Here is a 20,655-nt window from a genome sequence, read left to right as displayed (position 1 = left end):
CCCGGTCACCGGAGCTGACGCCGTGCGCATCGTCGACTACCTCGACAAGGGCGCCTCGCTCGACCCCGAAGCCCCGTGCCTCACCACCGACGGCCAGAGCCTCTCGTATGCCGCGGTGCAGGCGTCGTCGCGCCGCGTCGCCGCCGCGCTGGGCGCGACGGGGGTCCGTCCCGGCGACAAGGTCGCGATCCTCTCGGCCAACGACCCGATCGCCTTCAGCTGCGTCTTCGGGATCAGCCGCGCCGGAGCCGTGTGGTGCCCGATCAACCCGCGCAACGAGGCGGCCGAGAACCGCGAGCTGCTCGACCTCTTCGACTGCGCGGTGGTGGTGTTCCAGGCGTCGTTCGCACCGCTCGTCGAGCGGATCCGCGCGGAGCTGCCGAAGGTGCACACGTGGGTCTGCCTCGACGCCGGCCATGGCGGGTCGGCGCCGGAGGGTGCGCTCTCCTGGGACGCCTTCCTGGCGGCCGGCGACGACGGCGTCGAGCCGGTCGACCTGCCCTCCGTCGACGACCTGGCCATGATCGTGGGCACCGGCGGCACCACCGGGCGCCCCAAGGGCGTGATGCTGACCGGCACCAACCTCGAGACCATGACCGCGCTCACCCTGATGGGCTACCCGTTCACCGGACGGCCGGTCTACCTCGCCCTGGCTCCCCTCACCCATGCGGCCGGCGTGCTCTGCTTCCCCGTCATGACCCGTGGCGGCGAGGTGGTCATCATGCGCAGCCCCGACGTCGGCGGGTTCCTCCGGCTGGTGGAGCACCACCAGGTGACGCACACGTTCCTGCCACCGACGCTGATCTACCTGGTCCTGGGCCACGACGCCCTCGACACGACGGATCTCTCGTCGTTGCAATGCTTCTGGTACGGCGCAGCGCCCATGTCGACCACCCGGTTGCAGGAGGCGCTGGCGCGCATCGGCCCCGTGATGGCGCAGCTGTTCGGCCAGACCGAGGCTCCCATGATGATCTCGATGATGCCGCCCGCCGACCACTTCCGGCCCGACGGGTCGGTGGCGGTCGAGCGGCTCTCCTCCGCGGGCCGGCCGGCGCCGCTGGTGACCGTCGGGATCATGGACCTCGAGGGCCGGCTGCTGCCCCGGGGTGAGCGGGGCGAGATCGTCGTCCGCTCGTCGCTGGTGATGCCCGGCTACTACCAGAACCCGGAGGCCACGGCGGAGGCGTCGCTGTTCGGCTGGCATCACACCGGCGACATCGGCTACCTCGACGACGACAACTTCCTCTTCATCGTCGACCGCGCCAAGGACATGATCATCACCGGAGGCTTCAACGTGTACTCGACCGAGGTCGAGCAGGCCCTGATGCAGCACCCCGACCTGCAGGAGTGCGCCGTCATCGGGTTGCCCGACGACAAGTGGGGCGAGCGGGTCGAGGCCGTCGTCCAGGCGGTGCCCGGCCGCACCGTCGACCCCGCGGAGGTGATCGCCTTCGTCAAGGCCCGCATCGGCGGGGTCAAGGCGCCCAAGGCCGTCCACGTCTGGTCGGACCTGCCCCGCTCGAAGGTCGGCAAGGTCCTCAAGAACGAGATCAGGACGGGGCTCGCGGACACCGCCCACTGAGCACCGCCGCACCGGCCGTCACGATCCGGGGCCGAGCGCGTCAAACAAGACCTGGAGCAGCGGCGTAACGTTCCGGGCCCTGCGTCGTCTTCATCATTGACCTGTCATCGGGGGATGCAGGTTGCCAGGAGACGGCGGGTGGGCCTGCACTCGCCCGCCGTCTCCCCCATGGCCTGCGCTGTGTCGCGCAGATCCTCACCGCCCCCCCCGGCACGCGAGCGCTAGGCGAGACCCAGCCCGCGGCGCCCGACCTCGTTGAGCTGGTCGAGCTCGAAGCGGCCGGTCCAGGAGCGCTCGTAGTGCTCCTCCGGGAAGTCGCTGGGGCTGGAACCGGTGCGGAACGACTCACGCACGTTCGCGGCATACGCCTCGTTGCGCTCGCACCACGGCGCGGCCGGGATGTACATGACGTTGCCCCAGCCCTGCTGGTCCTGGACCGGCGCGACGCTGTGGATCATGTCGCAGTGCCACCACACCGAGTCACCGGCCTTGACGTCCGGGATGCCCGACAGCGCCTCGATCAGCAACGGGTGCCACTTCTCGTTGGCGGGGAAGACCTGGTTGGTGGTCACCCCGCACATGTCGTCGTCGGGGACGTCGGAGAGCAGCGGGCGCAGCAGCAGGTAGGCCATCGCCTCGGGGATCGGGACGGTGTGGAGTACGCCCTGGTCGTGGTCCATGTCAGAGAGCGCGGTCCACCCCTGGAAGGTGCGGAAGGCCGAGCACATCGTCGAACCCGGGTACTGCGGGCCGGCGGTGCGGTGGGCGGCGTCCCAGGGGTCGTACTGCTCGATCGTGCCGTCGAAGAGGTGGCGGAAGGCCCGCTGGTAGGCCTCGGTCATCCAGAGGTCGAGGGTGCCCGGGTCGCAGTGCGCCCCGAGCCCGGCCGAGTCGGCGCCCGGGGGACGGCGGCGGATGCGGTCGGGGTAGAGGGAGTCGCGGCCGGGGTCGAACCACTGCACGCCGTCGGACTCGCTGGTCCACTGGTGGTTGAGGAAGGCCTGGACCCGTGCCATCCGGTCGCTCTGGCGGGCCTCCATCTGCGCCTTCGACCAGTAGATCGGGTAGATCTCGGGCTTCGAGCCGACGCTGCCGAAGAAGTCGTCGCCCGGCCCCCGGTAGTTCTCGAAGAACTCGTTCTGCTCGACGTAGTCGACGATGTCGGCGTCCCAGCCGAGCGCCTGCTCGCGCTCGAAGTGCCCTCGCACGACGAGGCAGCCGCGGCGGCGCAGCTTCGCGAGCTGCTCGGGAGTGACCGTGCCGTTCTCGATGTCGGTGTAGTCGATCACCGGCCAGACCGTCTCGCCGCGCTCCTTGGCCGCCTTGATCTCGGCGACCCGCTCGGCGACCTTCGCCTCGGCGACGGCGAAGACCTCCTCGACCGAGCGACCGGCGGCTTCGATCCGGGCGCGGAGCGCGGACTTGATGGTGCGCGTCGCCTCGGCGAGGTCGCTCGGCACGGTCTCCCAGTGCGGCAGCTCGACAACGGCCGGGGACTGCTCGGTGGTGACGGTCATAGGTCCGCTCTCCTTTGGTCAGGACTCCTTACGATTAAGAGGAGTATGCCGCGTGGGCGGCTTTTCGGCAAGACCCCTGACTAAACTCGCGGCGTGACCTGGACTGCCAAGCCGTCGCTGGACCTCGTCCGCACGGTGACCGACGACACCGTGCTGAAGCTGCTCATGGAGAACGCCCGGATCACGCGGGCCGACATCGCGGCTCGCAGCGGCATCTCCAAGACCACCGTCTCGGAGAGCATGCGACGGCTGGAGGCCCTCGGGATCGTGACCGACACCGGTGAGCGCACGTCCGGGCGCGGGCGATCCGGCTCCTACTACGCCGTCGCACCCGGACAGGGCTCGGCGATGGCCGTCAGCATCACACCCGCCGCGGTGGTGGCCGAGGTGGTCGATCCGCGGGGCACTGCGCTAGCCCGGTCGCAGATCGCCCTGGCGGCCGGCGCGCGCACCGGCGAGGCGGCGGCCGCACTGCGGACCGCGTGCAAGCGCGTGGCCGCTGCCGCCGACGGTGTCGTGGCCGTCGCGGTGGTCAGCGCCGCCGACCCCGTGGACCGGCACAGCGGCCGGCTGGTCCAGATCCCCGACGCGCCGTTCCTGGTGGGGGACCTCGACCCCGTCTCCATCGTGGGTAGCCTCGCCTCCGGGTCGGTCGTCGTGGACAACGACGTCAACTGGGCTGCGCGGGCCGAGGCCCTGGCTGGAGCGGCAGCAGGCGTGAGCGACTTCGTCTACCTGCACCTCGGAGAGGGGCTCGGCTGCGCGGTCGTGAGCGACGGCGAGGTCCGACGAGGGCACACCGGGCTGGCCGGCGAGATCGCCCACGTCGTGGTGCCCGGTGCCCGGCGTTCGAGCATCCCGTTCACCGAGGTGTTCGCCCAGCTGGGTCTGCGCCGTCCTGGGTCCACCGCCGTCGACGTGGGTGCGGTGGTCGCCGCCATCGACGACCAACCGCAACTGCGCGCGGCCCTGGCCGACGCCGTGGCCGCAGTGCTGCTCGCCGCCGTGGGTTTCCTCGACCCCCAGTTCCTGGTCGTCGGCGGCGGGTGGGGGGCGCACCCAGCGTTCGTGGCGGAGCTGGCCCTGCGAAGCAGTCTCTGGCCGCGGCCGACGCGGATCGCTGCGGCAGCGCTGGACGCCGAGCCCGACCTCGCGGGCGCACGGGCGCACGCCGTGGAGCTGCTACGCGACGCCATCATGCGGACCGCACAGACCAACCGCCGCTGACATCTTGCCCTGCGGTGGTGGAGGATAGGCCCGACCGCCTGCTGCCCCGCGCCCCGAGGAACCGAACCGATGCCGTCCGACCCCAGCACCTGGCCGTCCCTCGATGCGCTGGCCGCACAGGAGCGGGAGCTGACGCTGCCATCCCTGACCGAGGACACCGCATACGAGATCGGCACCTCGGCTGCCCGCGCAGCGAGGGAAGGACAGCTCCCGATCTCGATCGGGCTCTGGCGCGGCGACCACCAGCTGTTCCACTGCGGTCTCGCCGGGTCGACTCGCGACAACGACGTGTGGCTGCGACGCAAGGGCCGGGTCGTGATGCGGTTCGAGCACTCCTCCATCTACCTGGCGCGGCTGTGCCACGACGAGGGCTTCACCCTGGCCGACCGGTTCGCCCTGCCAGCGAGCGAGTATGCCGCCGCCGGAGGCGCCTTCCCCCTGCGCGTCGCCGGCGCGGGAGTGGTGGGCTGGTTCGGGGTGTCCGGGCTACCCCAGCTCGAGGACCACGAGTTCGTCGTCGGCGTCCTGACCCGGCACCTCGGGGATCTGCGGGCACGTGGGCCGCGATAAGCCGCAGACGCACCTCGCTGTGAGACCTGACCCGAAGAGGACGGCGATCGTCCGCAACCGCCCGTAGCGTGGCGGTATGACCGACATCCTGCTGCTCCACCACATCCAGGGGCTCACGCCCGGCGTCCTCGAGCTCGCCGACCGGCTGCGCGAGGGCGGCCACACCGTCCATGCGCCCGACTTCTTCGAGGGCCGCACCTTCGACTCGATCGAGGACGGGGCGGTCTACTGCCGCGAAGTCGGGTTCGACGAGATGCGCCAGCGCGGCATCCGCTTGGCCGACGACCTGCCCCAGGAGATCGTGTATGCCGGTCTCTCCCTCGGCGTGATGGCGGCCCAGTGGCTCGTGCAGAACCGTCCGGGCGCGCTGGGTGGGCTGTTCTACCACGGGGTGATCGAGCCGTCGGAGTTCGGCGCATGGCCGGACGGCACGCCCGCGCAGGTGCACGCGATGGACGCCGACCCCGAGTTCATCGACGCCGGCGACCTCGAGATGGCTCAGCCCTTCCTCGACTCGCACGACGAGGTGGAGCTGTTCCTCTACCCCGGAGACGGCCACCTGTTCACGGACAGCTCGCTCGCCGCGTACGACGAGGGCGCCACCAAGCTGGTCGTCGAGCGCTCGCTCGCCTTCCTCGACCGCCTGGGCTAGGGACCGCTCAGTCCTGGGTGGCCACCAGCGCCGCCCACAGGGCATCGAGCGTGTCGAGGCGCTGATCGCCACGGCCGAGATCGCTGGTCAGGACGATGAACTCGTCGACGCCGACCTCGGCGTAGCCGGCCACCGCGTGGGCGACCTCGGCAGCGGACCCCGCGATCGCGGCCCGGCCGGTCGAGGCGTGCTGGTCCAGGAAGGCGCGCGCGGCCGCACGGTCATCGGTGACGCAGAGCATCGCCTGGGTGGACCGCTCGATGCTCCGGGGGTCGCGGCCCAGCCGCTCGCAGTGGGCGTCCAGGACGGCCGCCTTGTCGGCCACCTGCCCGGGGCTCCCCCACATGTTCCAGCGGTCGGCACTCTCGGCGACCACGCCCAGCATCCGAGAACCCTTGGCCCCCACCAGGATCGGCACACGGTCCTGGTGGGGCTTGGGCTCACAGGCCGCGTCCCGCACCTGGAAGTAGCGGCCCTCCACCGTCGTGCGGGGCTGGGTGAGCAGGCCCTGGACGACCGCAAGCCCCTCGATGAACCGGTCGACCCGCTCGCCCGGCGGACCCAGCGCCAACCCGTAGGCCGCGTGCTCGTGCTCCTCCCACCCGGCCCCCAGCCCGAGGACGAGCCGGCCGGCACTGAGCTGGTCGACCGTGGCGGCCCAGTTGGCGATGACGGCCGGGTGTCGGTAGGTGACCGACAGGACGAGCGTCCCCAGCTTGATCCGCTCGGTCGCGGCGGCGAGCGCCGCGAGGGTGCCGGTCGCCTCCATGAGCGGGGCGTCCTGGTCGCTGTGCACGATGAAGTGGTCCTCGACGTAGACGGCGTCCCAGCCGCCGGCGTCGGCGTGCGCCACCAGCCGGCGCAGCTCCGGCCAGGGCTCGTCGAGGTCGGGCCAGATCGAGAAGCGCATGCCGGCCAGCATCGCACGGCGCCAAGGGGGCCGCTCAGGATCAGGCGGGCAGCGGAGGAGGACAGCGGAGCACGAGCTCGACGCCCTGTCGGACCTCAGCCGCCACGGCGTCGTTGTCTGCATCGCCGGCTCCCGCCAGGGCGAGCAGCATGGCTCCGTTGATCAGGTGGGCCGCGACGCCGGCGGCACCTGCACTGCTCGTCCGTCCGATCACCGCCGCCACCGCGACCTCCGTCTCCTGGACGATCGTCAGGGCCTCGGCCCGATGCGCTTCGGCGGAGTCTCCGAAGGTGATCTCCCGAAGGTATGCCACGCCGTTGTCCCGCTGAGCGCGGTTGCAGTCAATGATCGGGCGCAGGATCGCCATGACCGCTTCGAGGGGCTCCTCGAGCCGCGCTGCTCGCGCCATGCCACGATCGAGGGCCTGGCGGTAGTGGGCGTTCTGCACCATGAGCAGCAGCTCGCCCTTGGTCTTGGCATACAGGAACAGGGTGCCGGTGGCGATGTCGGCTGCCTCCGCCACCTCCTGCGTCGTGACCTCGTCGATGCTGCGCTCCGCCAGCAGGCTGCCGGCGGCGGCGAGGATGCGTTCGAGCTTGGCCTGCTTGTTGCGTTCGCGCCGCCCCATGGTCGGTGATTCCGTCACGCCCGCTCCTCTAGTTCTCCTGTGGCTCTGCGAGCACCTCGCCGTCCTTGACGAACGTCAGCGTCGTCTCCACGTCGTACGCGTGGACAGCAGAAACCTTGGGCCTCATGATCTCGTTCAACTCCGCGGAATTCGCGAGGAAGGTCGAGCGTGCGGCTTCATCGGCGAACGCCAGCATGACCGATGCGTGGAAGCGCTGGTCCAGCGGGTTGTCGTGGGCCACGTCAGGTGTGTCCCACATCCTTTCGCTCCATGGCAGGAACGTCTGGCTGCGGAGTCCGGCGAGGCCGTCGCTGGGAGCCAGCGCAGGAACGAGGGTCTTGCGGACGAACTTGCCGAAGCCTTGTGCGCCCTTGCGGCGACGCAGGTAGAGCACGACCGAGCTCTCGGCCCCATGGGCGTCGTCGCCGCCGACGTCGTACCAACGCGAGGTGCCGGGCGCGCCCGCATAGAGCAGGGTGCGGCGGAAGACGTTCACCTCGTCCTTGTAGGCCAGCTGCGTCTGCGCCCGGCCCCTCAGCGGTGCCAGTGCGGACTGGAACGTGACCTCGGCGATCCCGTCGATCTTGCGCTCGCTCGGGATCTCCGTCTCGATGTCCGTCGATGGCGCCCAGCGGCCGGGGTTGTCGGCGGCGAGGTGCACCTGGCGGTACTCGTGCAGGCCGGGGGTCGCGGCGATGATGCCCGAGTGCGGCCCTCTCCAGTGGGCCATGCCGGCCGCGCGTGGCTGGTCCTGGCGCACCCACAGCAGGATCGATGAGCTGAAGTGCCTGACGAAGGAGGGTGTCGGCTCGCTCAAGGCTGCACCACGCCCTCGCTGATCGACGCACTGCCGAGGAACTCGACGGCGACCGGCGCGAACTGCTCGTGGTACTGGAAGATGCCCCCGTGGCCGGAGTTGGGGTAGATGATCAGCTCCGAGCCGGCGATGCGTCGGTGCAGGTCCTCGGAAAGGACCGACGGCACCATACGGTCGTGGTCACCGTTTGGCGATGAGTGTCGGCTGGGTCACGACGGACAGGTCGGACGGGGCCGAGCGGCCGTACTTCTTGATGGCTGAGAGCTGCGTCTGGAACCCGCGGAGACTCATGTCCTTGTCGCGGTCGACGGTCCGCTCGCGCAGGCGCTGCACGAACTCCTTGCCGGCACGCTTTCCGACCGCGTCCCGGTTGAAGAACAAGAACTCCTTGGGGTCCGAGCGGGTCAACGTGGCACGCAGGATGTCGACGTAGGTGACGCGGTCGACCTTGTCCATGTCCTTGCCCCCCCGAGGCCCGGTGCCGGTCAGGACCAGCTTGCGCACGACCTCAGGGTGCTTCACCACGAGGTCCTGCGCGATCATGCCGCCCATCGAGAACGAGAAGACGTCGACCTCGGAGTGGCCGAGCGAGGTGATGAAGTCGTAGGCGTCGTCCGCTGCCTCTTCGAGGATGGGGCGAACCCTGCCACCCGAGGCACCCACCCCGTGCTGGTCGAAGGTGATGACGTGCCGGTTGGCTGCGATCGGGTCGATGATCCGCGGGTCCCAGTTGTCCAGGGTCGCGGCCAGGTGCACGAAGAAGACGACCGGGATGCCGCCGCGAGGTCCCAGCTCGCGATAGGCGATCGACGTGCCCATGACGTCGATCGTCTTGGTTGGCGCGTCTGCGTACGACGTGATGTCCGGGCCGGCGGTGCCGCTGTTGGTGGTGATGATGACGCTCCTCGAGGTTCGCTGACGGCGGCTCGGGCTGCCCGGCGATGCGCGGGCCAGCACGCTCCCAGGACTGGCACCGCGGTGTTGCCGCACGCGCCGTCGAACGAGGCTCTTGCTTCGACCGTCATGGGGTCGGCGATGACCACTAATATGACTGCACTCAATATTGAGCGCAGTCAGCAGCATTGTCAAGAGCAGGTGACGACGGGGCGCCCGTCCACCTCACGGCGGGCCACGGGCTCGTGGGCTGACCACGGCGTGGCGCCCTGCCGCCGCTCGCTACGTGGGCGTGTCGAGCCCGGACTCATCCTTGGTGGGCCCCCGACTCCACGTGGCCAGTGGTCGCGGCCAGCGAGCCCAGCAGGGCCAGTGCGTGTGCGGACGGGGACGCCGGTTCGGCTGCGTAGAGGGTGAGGGTGAGCCCCGGGTCGGAGACCATGTCGAGGCTCTCGTACGCGAGCTCGAGGTCACCGACCGCCGTGTGGTGGAACATCTTGGTTCCGGCGCCGTGGAGGCGCACGTCGTGGCTGGACCAGCGCCGCCGGAAGTCCGTGCTGCGAGTGGCCAGCTCGCCGACCAGGTCGTGCATGAGCGCGTCGTGGGGGTCACGGCCGGCCTCCGTGCGCAGGATGGCGACGGCCGTGTCGGCGGCGGTGTCCCAGTCGGGGTAGAACCGGTGGGAGTCCTCGTCGAGGAACGTGTAGCGGGCGAAGTTCGGGACCTGCCCGGGGGAACGTTCGTACAGCGAGGCGTGCATCGCTCGCCCGAGTGGGTTGGTGGCCAGCAGGTCCATGCGCCCGTTGCGCACCAGGGCCGGCCCCCCCGTGATGCCGTCCAGCACCCACGTCAGGCTGGGTCGAGGAGCCCAGGACCGGCTGCGGCGCCGCGGCCGGAGCATGGAGGTGGTTCCGTCCGCAGCCCGAGCGAGGTTGAACAGGTGGCTGCGTTCAGCGTCGTCCAGGCGCAGGGCGCGGGCAATGGCATCCAGCACCGACGTGCTCACCCCGCCCAGGGCGCCTCGTTCGAGCTTGGAGTAGTACTCCACGCTGACCCCCGCCAGGGCGGCGACTTCGCCGCGTCGCAGTCCGGGAACCCGGCGCTGCCCCACGTCAGGGAGCCCGACGTCCCGAGGGACCAGCTTGGCACGGCGCGAGCTGAGGAACTCACGCACTTCTGACCGGTTGTCCATACCGGCTGACGGTACCTGCGCTGCGGCCGGCCAGGGATGCCCTGCTGGTACACGTCACGAGCGTGACTTCCTCGCGCCAGCGGTCACCGGTTGCATGGAAGACATGCCAGTTCTGCAGCGACCCGACACCCCCCTGGGCCCGGCACCTTCGCGGCCGGCATCGCGTCCGCCAACGCGACCGAGGTCGGCTGCGGCTGCGGGGCTGTCGGCGTCGGTGCTGACGACGATCGTGCTGATCACCGCCATCGCACCGCTGGCGACCGACATGTACGTCCCTGCCTTCCCGCTGGTGGGGCATGACTTCGCCGCACCCGCGACGCAGGTCCAGCTGACCCTGACCACGTTCTTCGTCGGCATGGCTCTGGGGCAGCTGGCCGGTGGACCGTTCTCGGACCGGGTCGGCCGTCGCCGCCCCCTCCTCGCGGCGTTGGTGGCATTGGTCGTCGCGTCCGTGGTGTGCGCGTTCAGCCCGACCGTTTCAGTGATGATGACCGCCCGGCTGGTGCAAGGGTTCGCCGGCGGGTGGGCCATGGTCATCGCGCGGTCCGTGGTCGTCGACCTCACCGAGGGTGCACGGATGGTTCGTGCGATGAACGTGGTCGCCGCCGTCGCGGGGACCGCCCCGGTCGTCGGGCCCCTGCTCGGCGCGCTGGTCCTGTCGGTGTCCAGCTGGCGGGTCTCGTTCTGGGTGGTCGCCGCCTTGGCTGCCGTGATGCTGGCCGCCGTCGCGGTCGCGGTGCCGGAGACCCTTCCCGTCGCACGACGTCAGGGCGGTGGCCTGAGGCGGACCCTGGGTGCGACCGGGCAGGTGCTGTCCTCGCGCGTGTTCAGCGGCCACCTGGTGGTGTTCGCGTTCTCGATGGGCACCACCTTCGCCTACGTGGCCACCTCCGCCTACGTGCTCCAGTCGATGAACGGGTTGACGCCGGTTCAGTACTCGGTCGACTTCGCAGCCAACGCAGCCGGCATGACAGCCGCGGCACTGGTCGCCGCCCGGTACGCCCACCGAATCCCCGCCCGGACCTTCATCACGGTTGGACTCGCCGCCACCGGCGTGGCCGGCACCGTGCTGGCCGTCGGGGCCGGGTGGTTCTCGATGCCTCTCCCCGTGGCCCTCGGGGGCTTCTTCGTCCTGATGACCGGGCAGGGACTCGTGGGCCCGAACGCGGGCGCCCTCGCTTCCGCCGCCGTGCCCCGCCACCCGGGAACGGGATCGGCGCTGTTGGGCTTCCTGCAGTGGGTGATGGCCGGCACCATCGCCCCCTTGGCCGCACTGGGGGGCCAGGACACCGCCGTCCCCATGGCCACCATCGTCCTGGTGCTGACCGGGGCATCCACCGTGGCCCACCTGGTAGCCGGCAGGCACGGCGCACGCGCATGAAGGTCAGTCACCCGCGCGGCCGCACCGGTGGCCTGCTCACCGTCGCCACCATGGCAGCAGTGCTCGCGCTCACCGGGTGCGACGCGACCACGCAGCCCACTCCTCGCAGCGACGTCACTGATCGCCACACGTCCCAGCAAGGCAGCCAACGCGACAGCGTCCCTGACCGAACCAGCCCCGCTCCCACCACGTCCACCGCCAGCGGCGACCGGGACAACGCACCCACCCAGGAAGGCACCATGCAGATCGACATCCGTGTCGGGAACGAACACTTCATCGCAACCCTCACCGACACCCCCGCCGCCGATGACCTGATGGCCCAGCTCCCCCAGACCGTCCGCATGAGCGACCACGGCGGCGTCGAGAAGACCGGGCCCCTCCGCGCCCCGCTCAACCTTGCGGGGCAACCCGCGGGGGCGGACCCGGACGTCGGCGACCTCGGCTACTACGCACCCGGCCAGGACCTCGTCCTCTACTACGGCGACCAGTCCTACTACGACGGCATCGTCATCCTGGGCACGCTCGAACCCGGCGCCGCTACGCGGCTGGCGGCGATGCCCGGTGACGTCCAGGTCACCGTCACCGTGCACGGCTCCTGACCGTGACACCGGGAACCACCAACTGACCCCACTCCGGCCACCGGCAGCAACGCACCGACCGACCCAATCCGAAGAACCGAGGAGAACTCATGAAGCTCACCCACAGCGGCGGGCAGACCGCCACCGGCCCCGCCGACTGGTTCACCGGCGCCGTCTACATCGACGGCATCCGCAACCCCGACGACCAGTCCGCAGTCGGTTGCGCGCACGTCAGGTTCACCCCCGGCGCCCGCACCGCCTGGCACCACCACCCCAAGGGCCAGACCCTCTACGTCACCGACGGCATCGGCTACGTCGCCCGCCGCAGAACCGGCGAGGCCAGCGAGGTCCAGGAGATCCGGCCCGGCGACGTCGTGTACATCGAACCCGGCGAGGAGCACTGGCACGGCGCCACCGCCGACCGCTTCATGGCCCACATCGCCGTCCAGGAAGCCGACAACTCCGGTCAGGTCGTGACCTGGCTCGACCACGTCACCGACGCCGAGTACGGCGCCTGACACGCCAGTCACCACGACCTTCACCACCGATGGAAGGACGGATCCCCTGACCACAGCGTGTTCCCCGTCTACAGCGGGAAGTAGAACAGCCTGCTTCGTGCCGTGGACCGCAACGACGAGGCCGGCCGGTCCGAAGGCCGCTCCTCGTCGGCCGGCGGAGCCCTCTGAAGGCAGAAACGCCCCCGACCGGAGTCGAGGGCGTTCGCTGAGCCCCCTATCGGAATCGAACCGATGACCTATTCATTACGAGTGAATCGCTCTGGCCGACTGAGCTAAGGGGGCAGGTGCCCGGAGGCACGGACGATGAGTATACGGATCGGCCGCTGGAAATCCGAACCGGCCGAGTCCGAGCCCGGCGCCCTCGCAGAACCGAGCCCGCCACCCCACCAGCGAGGCTCCGGAACCGAGCCACGCGGCATACCGTCCCACCGCCATGAGCACCCAGCAGATGTCCCGTGGAGCGGTCGCCGCGGCGACCGTCGTCGTGCTGGGAGCAGCCTTCTGGGCCGGCTCCCACTCCGGTCGGGAGGCCTCGGCCGCACCCCTCGTCTCGTACCCGATCGCCACCAACCCCACCGGTGGCACCGCAGCGGGCAGCCCCGGCATCACCGTCACCGGCACTGCTCAGGTCGCCGGCAAGCCCGACACCCTGCGGCTCGACCTCCGCGTCCAGACCCGCGGTGACACGGTGGCCGAGGCGCTCAAGTCGGCCAACGCGATCACCGCCCGCGTGCAGTCCTCGCTGAGCAAGAACGGCGTCGCCGGCAAGGACGTCCAGACCTCCGACCTCAACATCCAGCCCGACTACGCCTATCCGACCAGCTCCAGCCCGGTCGTCAAGGGCTACCTCGTCAGCGAGGGCGTCACAGCGACCCTGCGCAACCTCGGCAAGTCCGGGGCAGCGATCAGCGCCGCGGTCACGGCCGGCGGGAACGCGGTGCAGGTCGACGGGATCAGCCTCGACCTCGAGGACAACGGCAAGCTGCTCAGTGCCGCCCGCGACAAGGCCGTCGCCAACGCGAAGACCAAGGCGGAGCAGTACGCGACGGCGTCCGGGCGTGACCTCGGCGCCGTCGTCAGCATCTCCGAAACGGTCTCGGACCCGCCGCCGGTCGCCTACGACGTGCGTGCTGCGGCGAGCAAGGACAGCGCCTCGCCGGTGCCGATCAGTGCCGGCAGCGAGAACGTCGGCGTGACCGTCACCGTGGTCTACGCCTTCCGCTGACCCGGCGCGGCGCGGTGAGCGCTCGCGCCGGACAGTGCGGCGCGGGCCAGTGCGGCGCCGGACAGTGCGGCGCGAGGCAGTGCGGCGCGGGGCAGTGCGGCGCGGCTAGCACTTCAGGTTGTCGGCCGGGACCGTGCCCTTCGTGTAGTAGTCGTTGACCGCGTCGTCGATGCACTTGTTTGACCGGGTGTATGCCGTGTGGCCGTCGCCGTCGAAGGTCAGCAACCGCGCGTTCGCCAGCTGGGCACGCTCGCGCACGGCCCACTCGTAGGGTGTGGCCGGGTCGCGGGTGGTGCCGATCACGACGATCGGACCGCTGCCCTCGGCGCTGATCTTGCGCGGGCCCTCCCCCGACTTCACCGGCCAGGCGCTGCAGGTGGCCGCGCCCCAGGCGAGGGCCTCCCCGAACACCGGAGCCTTGGCCTCGGCCCTGGCGACGATGTCCTCGTAGTACTTCGCGTCCGGCCGCCCGGGGCTGTCGAGGCAGCTGATCGCGTAGAACGCCTCGAGCAGGTTGGCGGTGTACTTCCCGCTGGGGTCGCGTCGCGCGTACTCGTCGGCGATCAGCATCAGCTCGGTGCCGTTGTCCTGCGTGACCACCTGGCGCAGTGCGTCGGTGAGCGCCCCCCATGAGCCCTGGTCGTACATCGCCTGGGCGACACCGACCGTGGCCCAGCCCTCGGTGAGCTCCGACTCGCGCCCGTCGCGCATCGGCACCGGCGTGCGGTCGAGCCGCTTGAGCAGGTCGCCGAGCCCAGCCATGACCTCGGACTCGGAGTCGCCCAGCGGGCAGTCGCCGTCGTCGACGCAGTCCCTGGCCCAGGCGTGCGCGGCGCGTTCGAAGCCCTCGGCCTGACCGACCGCCGACTCCTCCCAGGTGAGGTCGGGCGGCAGGACACCGTCGAGGACCATCCGGCCGACCAGCTGCGGGAACAGCCCGGCATACACCGCACCGAGCTGCGTGCCGTAGGACTTGCCGAGGTAGTTGAGCTTGGCGTCACCCAGCGCCGACCGCAGGATGTCGAGGTCCTTGGCGGTGTCCTCGGTCGAGATGTGGCCGAGCAGCGGCCCGGTGCGTTGGAGGCACCCCTCCCCGAGCACCTTCATCGAGCCCATGAACGAGGCGACCTCGCTGTCGTCGTCGGGCGTCGGGTCCTGCGCCAGGAAGTCGTCCATCTCCTCGTCGCTGAGGCAGTCGACCGGGCTGGAGCGTTGCACGCCCCGCGGGTCGAACCCCACGACGTCGAAGCGCTGGCGCACCGGCTTGCCGACGATGAAGTCGGCGGCACGGGCGTAGTCGATGCCCGAGGCGCCGGGGCCGCCGGGGTTGACGACGAGCGACCCGAGTCGTTGCGACTTCTTCGTGGCGCGCATCCGCAGCACCTGCACCGTGATCACCTCGCCCTCGGGCTTGGCGTAGTCCATCGGCACCGACAGCCCGGCGCACTCTCCCAAGCCGCAACCCTTCCACGTCAGCTTGTGCCCGTAGAACTTCGCGAGCGCCTCCGAGCCGGCCGGGGGCGTCCGCGCCGTGGTGGGGACCGGCGTGACCGCCGGCTGGTCGTCGCCCGGGATGAGGGAGCACCCGGAGAGACCCACCGCCAAGGCAGCGGCGGTGGCCACCAGGAGTCGTCCCTGTCGTGTCATGCGCTCGACGGTATCCCGCGTGGCTGGGGAGCACTCACCGCGGCACGCGCAGCGAGATCGCCATCGCCTCCAGTGCGAGGAGGGGGGCGACGTTGAGGCCGATGCGTTCGCGGGCGGTGCCGATGGCGTCCATCGCCAGCAGCAGCTGCTCGGCACTCATCGAGCGGGCGACACCCTGGACGATCGGCAGGCTGTCCTGGTTGACCAGCCCGAGGGCTGCCCCGCTGTGCAGGATGAGCGCATCGCGGTAGACCGAGAGCAGGTCGACCAGGGAGCGGTCGAGCACGTCGCGGGAGTGCCGGGTGGCCCGGGCCTTCTGCTCCTTCTCGAGGCCGGCCAGCTGGCTGCGGATGTGCGGTGGCTGGGTGCGCGCGGACGGATCGGCGCCCAGCAGCTCCATCAGCCGCTTGCGCTCTGCGGTGTCGCGCTCGGACGCCGCGGCGGTGGACTCCTCGTCGGCGATGGAGGCGAGGTCGGCCGCGGCGCCGATCGCGTCGCCCACCCCGTGGATCCGACCGGCCAGGCTGATCACGTCGCGGCGGCGGATCCGGGCCCCCTCGTCGCGAGCCAGCCGGCGCGCCAGGCCGACGTGGCTCTGCGCGGCCCGCGCGGCATACATGGCCATCGGCATCTCGACCCCGTCGCGCCGGTGCAGCAGCTCGGCCACCGCCTCGGCGGGCGGCGTCCGCAGCCGCACGTGCCGGGACCTCGAACGGATGGTGATGACGACGTCCTCGAGCGACGGCGCGCAGAGGATCCAGACGGTGCGGGGCACCGGCTCCTCGATGGCCTTGAGCAGGGCGTCGGCGGCGCGCTCGGTGAGGCGGTCGGCGTCCTCGACGATGATCACCCGCCACGGTCCCACGGACGGTCGAAGCGCCGACATCGCGGCGAGGTCGCGGGCCTGCTCGACCTTGATCGACAGCCCCTCGGTGGCGATGACGTCGACGTCGGCGTGGGAGCCGTCGACGGCGGTGCGGCACTCGCGACACTCCCCGCACCCGCCCAGAGGGCACTCGAGGGCCGCCGCGAAGGCACGCGCCGCCACGGACCGCCCGGAACCCGGGGGGCCGGTGAGCAGCCACGCGTGGGTCATCGAGCCGGGGTCGGTCACGGCCCGCTGGAGCGTGCCCACCGCGGTGTCCTGGCCGATGACGTCACGCCAGACGGTCACGGCAGGACCCCCATCCGACGGAGCCGGTCGGCGACCTGCGCGTGGATGTCGTCGGGGGCGAGGGTGCCGTCGACGACGACGTAACGCTGGGGGTTGCCCTGCGCCATCGCGAGGTAGTGCGCCCGCACCGCCTCGTGGAAGGCGTCACCCTCGGCCTCGAGCCGGTCGTGGACGTCACCACGACGCCGCCGCCCCTCCGCGGCCGAGATGTCGACGACGATGGTCAGGTCGGGCACGAGCTGGTCGACGGCCCACATGTTGAGGTCGTGGATCTCCTGGGCACCCAGGTCTCGACCGGCGCCCTGGTAGGCCACCGACGAGTCGGTGTAGCGGTCGGTGAGCACCACGTCGCCGGCCGCGAGCGCCGGGCGCAGGAAGAGGTCGGCGTGCTGGGCCTTGTCGGCGGCGTAGAGGAGCGCCTCGGCGCGCGGCGAGACGTGGTCGCCGTGCAGCACCATGTCGCGGATCTGCTGGCCCAGCGGCGTGCCGCCGGGCTGGCGGGTGACCGTCACGGTGCGCCCTGCGGCCTCGAAGGCCGCACGGAGCAGGGCCACCTGGGTGGACTTGCCCGCGCCGTCGCCGCCCTCGAAGGCGATGAAGAGTCCGTCGGTCACGGCCCGAGCCTAGGCCAGCGGGCGGACAGCCCCCACGCACAGGTGTGCCGCGTGGCCGGCTCGGCCCCGCGGCATACCCACGCTGCACGAACCTTTGCTAGCAAAGGTTTCGTCATGGAGGACAGGTTGCAACCTGTCCGTCTCGCAGTTTCCTTTGCTAGCAAAGGTTCCTGCAGGGCCGCGACCTCGTCAGGTGTCGAGGTGGTCGCGGGCCCACAGGGCCGCACTGGTGCGGTCGAGCACGCCGATCTGCCGGAACACCCGCCCCAGGTGCGCCTTCACGGTCCGCTCGGTGATGCCGAGCGCCCGGCCGATCTGCTTGTTCGCGAGCCCGTCGGCGACCAGGCGGAGCACCTCCTGCTCGCGCGGGCTCAGCCCGTCCACGGCGCGGGACCCCGGCTCGGGCAGCAGCACCCGGGCCACCCGGGGGTCCAGGGGGACGTGCCCGGCCGCGGCCGCCCGGACCGCGGCGAGCAGGTCGGCAGGCTCGGAGTCCTTGAGCTGGTAGCCCACCGCCCCGGCTTCCAGGGCCTCGCTGACCCGCCGCCGGTCGGAGAACGAGGTCAGGACGACGACCTTGGCCCCGGGCACGGCAGCGAGCACCCCACGGGTCGCCTCGACACCGTCCATCACCGGCATCGACAGGTCCATCAGCACGACGTCGGGGAGCGTCTGGGCGACGACGCTCGTGGCCTCGCGTCCGTCGGCCGCCTGACCCACGACGGCGACGTCGTCGCTGGCCTCCAGCAGGGCGGCCAGCCCGGTGCGCACCATCGCGTGGTCGTCCACCACCACGACCCGGATCACGAGCCCACCTCCGCGCCGTCACCCTCCGGCTGGATGGCCATCCGCCAGTGCGTGCCCGCACCCGGCCGCGAAGCCACCTGCAACACCGCTCCCGCGTCGCTCGCCAGGTCGGCCAGCACCCGCAGCCCGAAGTGACCCTCGGCCGGGGTGTCGAGACCGGCCGGGTCGAAGCCCGGGCCGTCGTCGAGCACGTCCAGCACCACGGACCCACCCTCGCGCGCGAGCCGGATCGTCGCCGTGCAGGGTGCGGCGTGCTTCGCGGCGTTGCGCAGGCACTCCTGCGCGACCCGGTGCACCAGCCGCTCCTGGTCCTCGGTCAACCCGAGGTCGTCCGCCCCCTCGACGTCGACCTGCACGGTGAGGCCGCGAGCAGCAGCCGACTGCGCGAGGTCGACGAGCGCGGTCGCGAGGCCGGCACTGGCCAGGCTCGGTGGGTAGATGTCGACGAGCAGGGTGCGCAGGGTGCGGATGTTGCCGCGCACCGAGGCAGCCAGCCCGCGCAGGTCGTCGGCCATGCGGGGCTGGCCGGACGCCTCGGCTCGCGCCGCGGAACCCGCCGCGACGAAGGCCGAAGCCACCAGGTCCTGGACCGGCCCGTCGTGCAGCGTCGCGGCGATCCGCCGCCGCTCCGCCTCCGACGCCTCCAGGGTGCGCTCGAGCAGCCGCTCACGCTGGCGCCGGGCCTCACCGAGCCGGCGCAGCAGCCGCCAGAGGATCGGCGCGGTCAGGACCACGAGCAGCAGGAGGCTGCTCACGGTGACCCCGGCGAAGCCGCGCCACAGTTGACCGCTGCGCTGGCTCACCGAGTCGTAGGGCGAGTAGGTCTCGAAGAGCAGCTCCCGGCCGCTCGGCGTCCAGACCGGCCGGTAGACCTCGAGCGCCCGGCCGCCGGTCTCGAACTCGTTCTCGGTCGAGTCCAGCGCGGACACCTCGGCCTTGGTCTGGGGCTGGGAGAGCGCGACCCGCTGGTCGTCGCTGAGCGGGAAGGTGCGGCCGACGAGCTGCGGCTCGTCGGCATAGAGCACCTTCCCCTCCGGTGACCAGAGCTTCACCCGTATGACGCGTGGCCCGAGCACCCGCTCACGCACCACCGCGTCCATCGCCGTCACGGCCGCGGCGTCACCGTCCGCGAGCGCGTCGGTGAGCGACGGCGTGATCACCGCCTCCGCCAGCACGTCGGCGATGGTCGCCGCGTCGGTCACCGCCTCGCGCTCGGCCAGCCGCTGCGCGGCCCACGACCCGAGCAGGCCCACCACCAGCAGCACCACGGCCAGGCCGCCCACGACCTGGGTAACCACCCGTCGCGGGCTGACCGGTTGCTGTGTCGCCGGCGCCTCCCGCCGGCGCGAGACGGTCACCCAGGGCGCAGGCTCGGTCGCCTCGACGGGCAGGGGCTCCGTCGAGGCGACCGGGGTCGTGCGCTGCTCCACTCAGTCGTCGCTTCCGTGGCCGCCGTGGTCGTCCGAGCCGCTGTCGTCGGAACCGTGACCGCCGTGGTCGTCCGAGCCGCTGTCGTCGGAACCGTGGCCGCCGTGGTCGTCCGAGCCGCTGTCGTCGGAGCCGGAACCACTCGAACCGGAGCCGGAGCTGGTCGACCCCGGGCCGGAGTTCGAGCCCGAGCCCGACCCGCCCGAGCCTGACCCGCTGTGGCCCGACGTGGAGTCGCGGTCGTCGCCGGGCTCGGTGCGGTCGTCGCGGGGGGTGTCGCCGCCGTGGTCGTCGCCGGCCTCGGTGGTGCGGGTGCCGCTCGGGGTGGCAGTGCGGGTGGAGGTGGCCGAGCGGTCGTCGCGGTCGTCCCCGGGCTCGGTGCGCTGGTCGCGCGGGGTGTCGCCGCCGTGGTCGTCCGCGGTCGGGCTCGTGGTGATCACCTGGGCGCTGGCCGGCACGCGGACCGGAACGGCCTGCGAGAACGACGCGTTGCCCCAGAGCCCGACGGCAGCCGGGACCAGGGCGGCCAGCAGGGCGGCCAGGGTGATGGTCGTGCGCTTCATGATGGATCCTTCCGTACCGGAGTGTGACGGATCCAGAGTGCGTGTGGGTCATGGTCGCGCGGTATTGGGCGATGGTCGTAGTACCTCACGGCTCGTCCCGGCCACCCGGGTGCGGCGACGCGGCCCACTCGGCGGCGGTCACGGCATACAGGAGGTCGTCCATGCGGGGGTGTCCCTCCCCCTCGCTGCCGGCAGGGGTCATGCCGATCCGCCGGAGCCCCGCCTTCTCGAGCACACGCTGCGAGGCGATGTTGGGGACGAAGACGTCGGCCTGCACCATCGCCACCCCCAGCTCGGTGAAGCAGAGCCGCACCAGTGCTCGCGCCACCTCGGTGGCCAGACCACGCCCGGCCACGTCGGGGTGCAGGGTGTAGCCGATGAAGGCGATCCGCATGCCGTTGTCGTCGGGCTCGAAGCGGACCATGCAGTCACCCACCACCGCGTCGTCGAGCTCGATCACGAGGCCCAGCAACGGGTGCTCGTGGCCGGGCTGAGCGCGGGCCAGGTTCTCGGCGATGCGCTCGTCGACGTCCTCGGGAGTCATCGGACCGCGCCCGAGGTAGGTGGTGACGTCCTCGCGGCTGCGGAAGGTGTGCACCGCGTCGCGGTCGGCTGGCGTGACCGGCCGCAGCGTCGTGCGACGCGTGCGGACCGGCCACACCAGCCCGGCGAAGCCAGGTGCGTGCTGGTCGGTCGGACGGCGCCCCATCGCCCGAGCCTAACCAGCGAGC

Annotated in this window: 20 protein-coding genes, 1 tRNA gene and 1 pseudogene; 8 read left to right on the top strand and 14 right to left on the bottom strand. The window is 71.4% G+C overall.

Features of this window, described 5'->3' with window-relative positions:
• Positions 1-22: 22 nt before the first annotated feature.
• Positions 23-1,582 carry an acyl-CoA synthetase gene (locus tag BLQ34_RS17210; protein ID WP_091788323.1) on the top strand — a complete coding sequence of 520 codons (1,560 nt, stop codon included), beginning with the start codon at positions 23-25 and terminating at the stop codon, positions 1,580-1,582.
• A 221-nt stretch (positions 1,583-1,803) separates the two neighbouring features.
• On the opposite strand, the gene BLQ34_RS17205 is transcribed toward BLQ34_RS17210, so the two are convergent.
• The gene (locus BLQ34_RS17205) at positions 1,804-3,099 is read right to left on the bottom strand and encodes a DUF1479 domain-containing protein (RefSeq protein WP_091788320.1); all 1,296 of its coding nucleotides are present in this window, start codon (positions 3,097-3,099) and stop codon (positions 1,804-1,806) included.
• A gap of 93 nt (positions 3,100-3,192) precedes the next feature.
• On the opposite strand from BLQ34_RS17205, the gene BLQ34_RS17200 reads away from it, so the two are divergent.
• From BLQ34_RS17200 to BLQ34_RS17190, 3 genes are all read left to right on the top strand, one after another.
• A complete protein-coding gene (locus BLQ34_RS17200; RefSeq protein WP_231961336.1) occupies positions 3,193-4,326 on the top strand; it encodes a winged helix-turn-helix domain-containing protein in 1,134 nt (377 codons plus the stop codon).
• 69 nt (positions 4,327-4,395) lie between these two features.
• The gene (locus BLQ34_RS17195; RefSeq protein WP_091788317.1) at positions 4,396-4,896 is read left to right on the top strand and encodes a heme-degrading domain-containing protein; all 501 of its coding nucleotides are present in this window, start codon (positions 4,396-4,398) and stop codon (positions 4,894-4,896) included.
• Positions 4,897-4,972: 76 nt separating this feature from the next.
• Positions 4,973-5,548, top strand: a complete 576-nt coding sequence (locus BLQ34_RS17190; protein WP_091788314.1) for a dienelactone hydrolase family protein — start codon at positions 4,973-4,975, stop codon at positions 5,546-5,548.
• Positions 5,549-5,555: 7 nt separating this feature from the next.
• Here the strand turns inward: BLQ34_RS17190 and BLQ34_RS17185 are convergent, their stop codons facing one another.
• The 5 genes and pseudogenes from BLQ34_RS17185 to BLQ34_RS17165 all read right to left on the bottom strand — a co-directional run bounded on the left by BLQ34_RS17185 (position 5,556) and on the right by BLQ34_RS17165 (position 9,989).
• On the bottom strand, positions 5,556-6,458 hold the full coding sequence (locus BLQ34_RS17185) for an LLM class flavin-dependent oxidoreductase (RefSeq protein ID WP_091790157.1): 903 nt from the start codon (positions 6,456-6,458) through the stop codon (positions 5,556-5,558).
• Positions 6,459-6,498: 40 nt separating this feature from the next.
• On the bottom strand, positions 6,499-7,086 hold the full coding sequence (locus BLQ34_RS17180; protein ID WP_091788311.1) for a TetR/AcrR family transcriptional regulator: 588 nt from the start codon (positions 7,084-7,086) through the stop codon (positions 6,499-6,501).
• Between the two features lie 28 nt (positions 7,087-7,114).
• Positions 7,115-7,903: a strictosidine synthase gene (locus BLQ34_RS17175; protein ID WP_091788308.1), complete on the bottom strand. Its 789-nt coding sequence runs from the start codon at positions 7,901-7,903 to the stop codon at positions 7,115-7,117.
• Positions 7,900-8,797: pseudogene (locus BLQ34_RS17170) on the bottom strand (alpha/beta fold hydrolase). Before BLQ34_RS17170 ends, BLQ34_RS17175 begins: the two are co-directional and overlap by 4 nt.
• Before the next feature lie 307 nt (positions 8,798-9,104).
• Positions 9,105-9,989 carry a helix-turn-helix transcriptional regulator gene (locus BLQ34_RS17165; protein ID WP_091788305.1) on the bottom strand — a complete coding sequence of 295 codons (885 nt, stop codon included), beginning with the start codon at positions 9,987-9,989 and terminating at the stop codon, positions 9,105-9,107.
• A gap of 214 nt (positions 9,990-10,203) precedes the next feature.
• On the opposite strand from BLQ34_RS17165, the gene BLQ34_RS17160 reads away from it, so the two are divergent.
• The 3 genes from BLQ34_RS17160 (at position 10,204) to BLQ34_RS17150 (ending at position 12,466) form a co-directional block, all read left to right on the top strand.
• Positions 10,204-11,370 (top strand): Bcr/CflA family efflux MFS transporter, encoded by a 1,167-nt coding sequence (locus BLQ34_RS17160; RefSeq protein WP_197674734.1) that lies wholly within the window; start codon positions 10,204-10,206, stop codon positions 11,368-11,370.
• Complete coding sequence (locus BLQ34_RS17155) at positions 11,367-11,969, top strand: cyclophilin-like fold protein (RefSeq protein ID WP_091788302.1); 603 nt, start codon at positions 11,367-11,369, stop codon at positions 11,967-11,969. The genes BLQ34_RS17160 and BLQ34_RS17155 overlap by 4 nt, the downstream gene beginning before the upstream one ends.
• 89 nt (positions 11,970-12,058) lie before the next feature.
• The gene (locus BLQ34_RS17150; protein ID WP_091788299.1) at positions 12,059-12,466 is read left to right on the top strand and encodes a (R)-mandelonitrile lyase; all 408 of its coding nucleotides are present in this window, start codon (positions 12,059-12,061) and stop codon (positions 12,464-12,466) included.
• A 208-nt stretch (positions 12,467-12,674) separates the two neighbouring features.
• On the opposite strand, the gene BLQ34_RS17145 is transcribed toward BLQ34_RS17150, so the two are convergent.
• Positions 12,675-12,748: transfer RNA gene (locus BLQ34_RS17145), tRNA-Thr, on the bottom strand.
• A 151-nt stretch (positions 12,749-12,899) separates the two neighbouring features.
• Here BLQ34_RS17145 and BLQ34_RS17140 point away from each other — a divergent pair.
• A complete protein-coding gene (locus BLQ34_RS17140) occupies positions 12,900-13,691 on the top strand; it encodes an SIMPL domain-containing protein (RefSeq protein WP_091788297.1) in 792 nt (263 codons plus the stop codon).
• Between the two features lie 105 nt (positions 13,692-13,796).
• On the opposite strand, the gene BLQ34_RS17135 is transcribed toward BLQ34_RS17140, so the two are convergent.
• The 7 genes from BLQ34_RS17135 to BLQ34_RS17105 all read right to left on the bottom strand — a co-directional run bounded on the left by BLQ34_RS17135 (position 13,797) and on the right by BLQ34_RS17105 (position 20,633).
• Positions 13,797-15,338, bottom strand: a complete 1,542-nt coding sequence (locus BLQ34_RS17135) for an alpha/beta hydrolase (protein ID WP_091788294.1) — start codon at positions 15,336-15,338, stop codon at positions 13,797-13,799.
• 34 nt (positions 15,339-15,372) lie between these two features.
• On the bottom strand, positions 15,373-16,512 hold the full coding sequence (locus tag BLQ34_RS17130; RefSeq protein ID WP_091788291.1) for a DNA polymerase III subunit delta': 1,140 nt from the start codon (positions 16,510-16,512) through the stop codon (positions 15,373-15,375).
• The gene (tmk, locus tag BLQ34_RS17125) at positions 16,509-17,126 is read right to left on the bottom strand and encodes a dTMP kinase (RefSeq protein ID WP_091788288.1); all 618 of its coding nucleotides are present in this window, start codon (positions 17,124-17,126) and stop codon (positions 16,509-16,511) included. Before tmk ends, BLQ34_RS17130 begins: the two co-directional genes overlap by 4 nt.
• A 189-nt stretch (positions 17,127-17,315) precedes the next feature.
• Complete coding sequence (locus tag BLQ34_RS17120; protein WP_091788285.1) at positions 17,316-17,933, bottom strand: response regulator; 618 nt, start codon at positions 17,931-17,933, stop codon at positions 17,316-17,318.
• The gene (locus BLQ34_RS17115) at positions 17,930-19,231 is read right to left on the bottom strand and encodes a sensor histidine kinase (RefSeq protein ID WP_157693123.1); all 1,302 of its coding nucleotides are present in this window, start codon (positions 19,229-19,231) and stop codon (positions 17,930-17,932) included. The genes BLQ34_RS17120 and BLQ34_RS17115 overlap by 4 nt, the downstream gene beginning before the upstream one ends.
• Before the next feature lie 132 nt (positions 19,232-19,363).
• Positions 19,364-19,924 (bottom strand): hypothetical protein, encoded by a 561-nt coding sequence (locus BLQ34_RS17110; RefSeq protein WP_091788280.1) that lies wholly within the window; start codon positions 19,922-19,924, stop codon positions 19,364-19,366.
• 85 nt (positions 19,925-20,009) lie between these two features.
• On the bottom strand, positions 20,010-20,633 hold the full coding sequence (locus BLQ34_RS17105; RefSeq protein ID WP_091788277.1) for a GNAT family N-acetyltransferase: 624 nt from the start codon (positions 20,631-20,633) through the stop codon (positions 20,010-20,012).
• Between the last annotated feature and the right edge of the window lie 22 nt (positions 20,634-20,655).

The organism is Pedococcus dokdonensis (genome assembly GCF_900104525.1).
Taxonomy (GTDB): domain Bacteria; phylum Actinomycetota; class Actinomycetes; order Actinomycetales; family Dermatophilaceae; genus Pedococcus; species Pedococcus dokdonensis.
This window is presented reverse-complemented; position numbering and strand designations above follow the sequence as displayed.